We start from the raw sequence: 2,731 nt of genomic DNA, 5'->3' as shown, positions 1-2,731 counted from the left end.
CCGCGTCCCTGACCATCGACCTGCTGCACCAGTGCACCCTGTCCGGCGGCGACGACTACGAGCTGTGCTTCACGGCCCCGGCCGACCGGCGCGATGCCGTGCAGTCCGCAGGCCGCGACAGCGCCACGCGCGTCACGCGCATCGGCTGCATCGAGGAGCAGCCCGGCCTGCGGCTGATCGGCCCGGACGGTGCGGCCATGGCGCCCCGATGGGCCTCATTCGACCACTTCGCTGCGGCCTGAGGCCGCGCCAAACCACTTTCATCCGAGAAGGACTGCCCATGGTTCAACGCTCCGCCCTGCCCGCCCTCTCTGCCCTGGCAGCCGCCTGCTTCCTGCTGGCAGGCACCCCGGTCCAGGCCCAGGCACAAGCCCAGGAAGCCACCATCGCCCGCGCCCCCATCGCGCGCGTCACCCTGTATGCGGGCGTGGCCTCGGTGGAGCGCACGGCGCGCATCACGGCCGCCACGCGCCAGCTGGTGTTCGAGTGCCTGCCCGGCTCCATCGACCCGCAGAGCCTGCAGGTCAGCGCCGATGCCGGCGTGCGCCTGGGCGACTACAAGCTGCAGTCGCAGCCGCGCGAACTGGCCTCCAAGGCCTGCGCCAGCCCGCTGGAGCAGCAGATCCGCACGCTGGAAGACCAGCTGGCCGCGCTGGAGGCCGACGAGTCCGCCGCCAAGCTCGTGGGTGACTACCTGCAGGGCCTGGCCAAGCCCAGCGATGACGCCAAATCCCCCGCCCTGCCCGCCGCCAGCCAGCTGGGCGCCGCCACCGAGGCGCTGCGCAGCACCAGCCGTGGCAACACGCTGCGCGCCCACCAGATCCTGCGGCAAAAGCAGGCGCTGCAGGAGCAGCTCAGGCCGCTGCAGCTCGAACGCGACCGCACGGGCGCAGGCAACGCCCAGGTGATGAAGGTCACCGTGCAACTGGCCAGCCCGGCCGATGCCAATGTGCAGCTGACCTACCAGGTGCGCGGCCCGAGCTGGCAGCCCACCTACCGCGCCCAGCTGGACCCGGCCAAGGGCACGGTGGCCATCGAACGCCTGGCCCTGGTGGCCCAGAACAGCGGCGAGGACTGGAGCCAGGTGCAGCTGCTGCTGTCCACCGGCCAGCCTTCGCGCAGCACGCAGGCGCGCCTGCCCAATCCCTGGACGCTGGATGTGGAACGGCCCCGCCCCGTGGCCGCCATGGCCCCTGCGCCAGCGCCGGCCCCGGCGGCCCCTGCGATGATGCTGGAGCGCGCCCGCAAGCCCGGGGCGGCCGGCGAGGCCGCCGAACTGCCGGTGCTCGATGTCGCCAGCCTCAACACCGCCTACGCCACGCAGTTCTCCGTGCCCTACCGCATCAGCGTGCCCTCCAGCAGCGAGCGCGTGACCCTGGCCCTGGGCTCGCAGAACCTGCCAGCCACCCTGCTCACGCGCACGGCGCCCGCCGTGGAAGAGGCCGCCTACCTGGTGGCCCAGCTGGCCGTGCCGGCCGGTGTCTGGCCCGCAGGCCCCGTGGCCCTGTTCCGCGAAGGCGCCTTCGCCGGCCAGGGCCGGCTGGACTTCGGCAACGCCGCCGCGCTGGCCCAGGGCCTGTCCTTCGGCCGTGACGACAAGGTGGTCGTGCGCAACCTGCCCGTGGACTCGGCCACGGGCAGCGGCGGCCTGCTCAGCAGCAGCACCGAACGCCAGGTCACGCGGCGCTTCCAGGTGGACAACCGCCATGACCGCGCCATCGAGCTGCAGGTGGTGGACGCCGCACCCGTCTCGCGCAACGAGCAGATCCGCGTGCAGTCCCAGTACAACCCGCAGCCGGCCACCACGCGCTGGAACGACCGCAACGGCATGATCGCCTGGCAGCAGCCGCTGGCCGCTGGCGCCAGCGCCAGCTTCGAGGCCCGCCACCAGATCCGCCATCCGCAGGATCTGGCGGTCGAAGAGCGTCAGTGAAGCACCAGGGCCGCGCTTATGATCTCGCCCCATGAGTGACGCGCCGCTGCGGCCGGAGGTTTCCGGCGATCCTGCTACCCCCACCTTTGCCTCTGCGGCGCGCCCACCGGAAGGCCCGCCGCAGAGCGGCATGGCACGCCCCACGCTGGAATTCATGATGTCCCACCCGGCCCACTTCATCGCCATGGGGCTGGGCTCGGGGCTGGGGCGCATCGCGCCCGGCACCGTGGGCACGCTGTGGGCCTGGCTGTCCTTCCTGCTGCTGCAGCACTGGTTCACGCCCCAGCAGATCGGCCTGCTGATCGCGGGCAGCATTCCGCTGGGCTGGTGGGCCTGCACGGTCACGGCGCGCCACATGCGCGTGGCCGACCCGGGCAACCTGGTCTGGGACGAGATCGTGGCCTTCTGGCTGGTGCTGTGGCTGGTCATGCCCACGGGCTTCTGGGGCCAGCTCATCGCCTTTGCGCTGTTTCGCTTCTTCGACGCCGCCAAGCCCCAGCCCGTCAAATGGGCGGACCGGTGCTTCAAGGGCTTCGGCTGGCGCGGCGGCTGGGGGATCATGTTCGATGACCTGGTGGCCGCCTTCTGCACGCTGCTGGTCATCGCGCTATGGCGCCATTTCATTGGCTGAAGGAGCTGGCATGGGCGCATCCCACGAACTCGTCGAAACCCTGGCAGGCCTGCTGCTGCAGCGCGGCTGGATGCTGGCCACGGCCGAGAGCTGCACGGGCGGCATGATCGCTGCGGCCTGCACGGACCGCGCCGGCTCCAGCGAATGGTTCGAGCGCGGCCTTGTCA

The 2,731-nt window shown here is 71.7% G+C and carries 3 protein-coding genes and 1 pseudogene; all 4 read left to right on the top strand.

The genetic code is table 11. The annotated features are described in order from the left end of the window. Positions 1 to 242: pseudogene (locus L995_RS18400) on the top strand (thiamine-phosphate kinase); the annotation flags it as partial. A 38-nt stretch (positions 243 to 280) separates the two neighbouring features. Beyond that, positions 281 to 1,933: a DUF4139 domain-containing protein gene (locus L995_RS18395; protein ID WP_047472915.1), complete on the top strand. Its 1,653-nt coding sequence runs from the start codon at positions 281 to 283 to the stop codon at positions 1,931 to 1,933. Between the two features lie 130 nt (positions 1,934 to 2,063). Beyond that, a complete protein-coding gene (locus L995_RS18390; protein ID WP_012202641.1) occupies positions 2,064 to 2,564 on the top strand; it encodes a phosphatidylglycerophosphatase A family protein in 501 nt (166 codons plus the stop codon). A gap of 10 nt (positions 2,565 to 2,574) precedes the next feature. After that, the coding region (locus L995_RS18385; protein WP_047472913.1) for a CinA family protein at positions 2,575 to 2,731 on the top strand (157 nt) is incomplete at its 3' end.

Origin of the sequence: Delftia sp. ZNC0008 (assembly GCF_000799035.1) — a bacterium.
Classification (GTDB): domain Bacteria; phylum Pseudomonadota; class Gammaproteobacteria; order Burkholderiales; family Burkholderiaceae_C; genus Comamonas; species Comamonas tsuruhatensis.
This window is presented reverse-complemented; position numbering and strand designations above follow the sequence as displayed.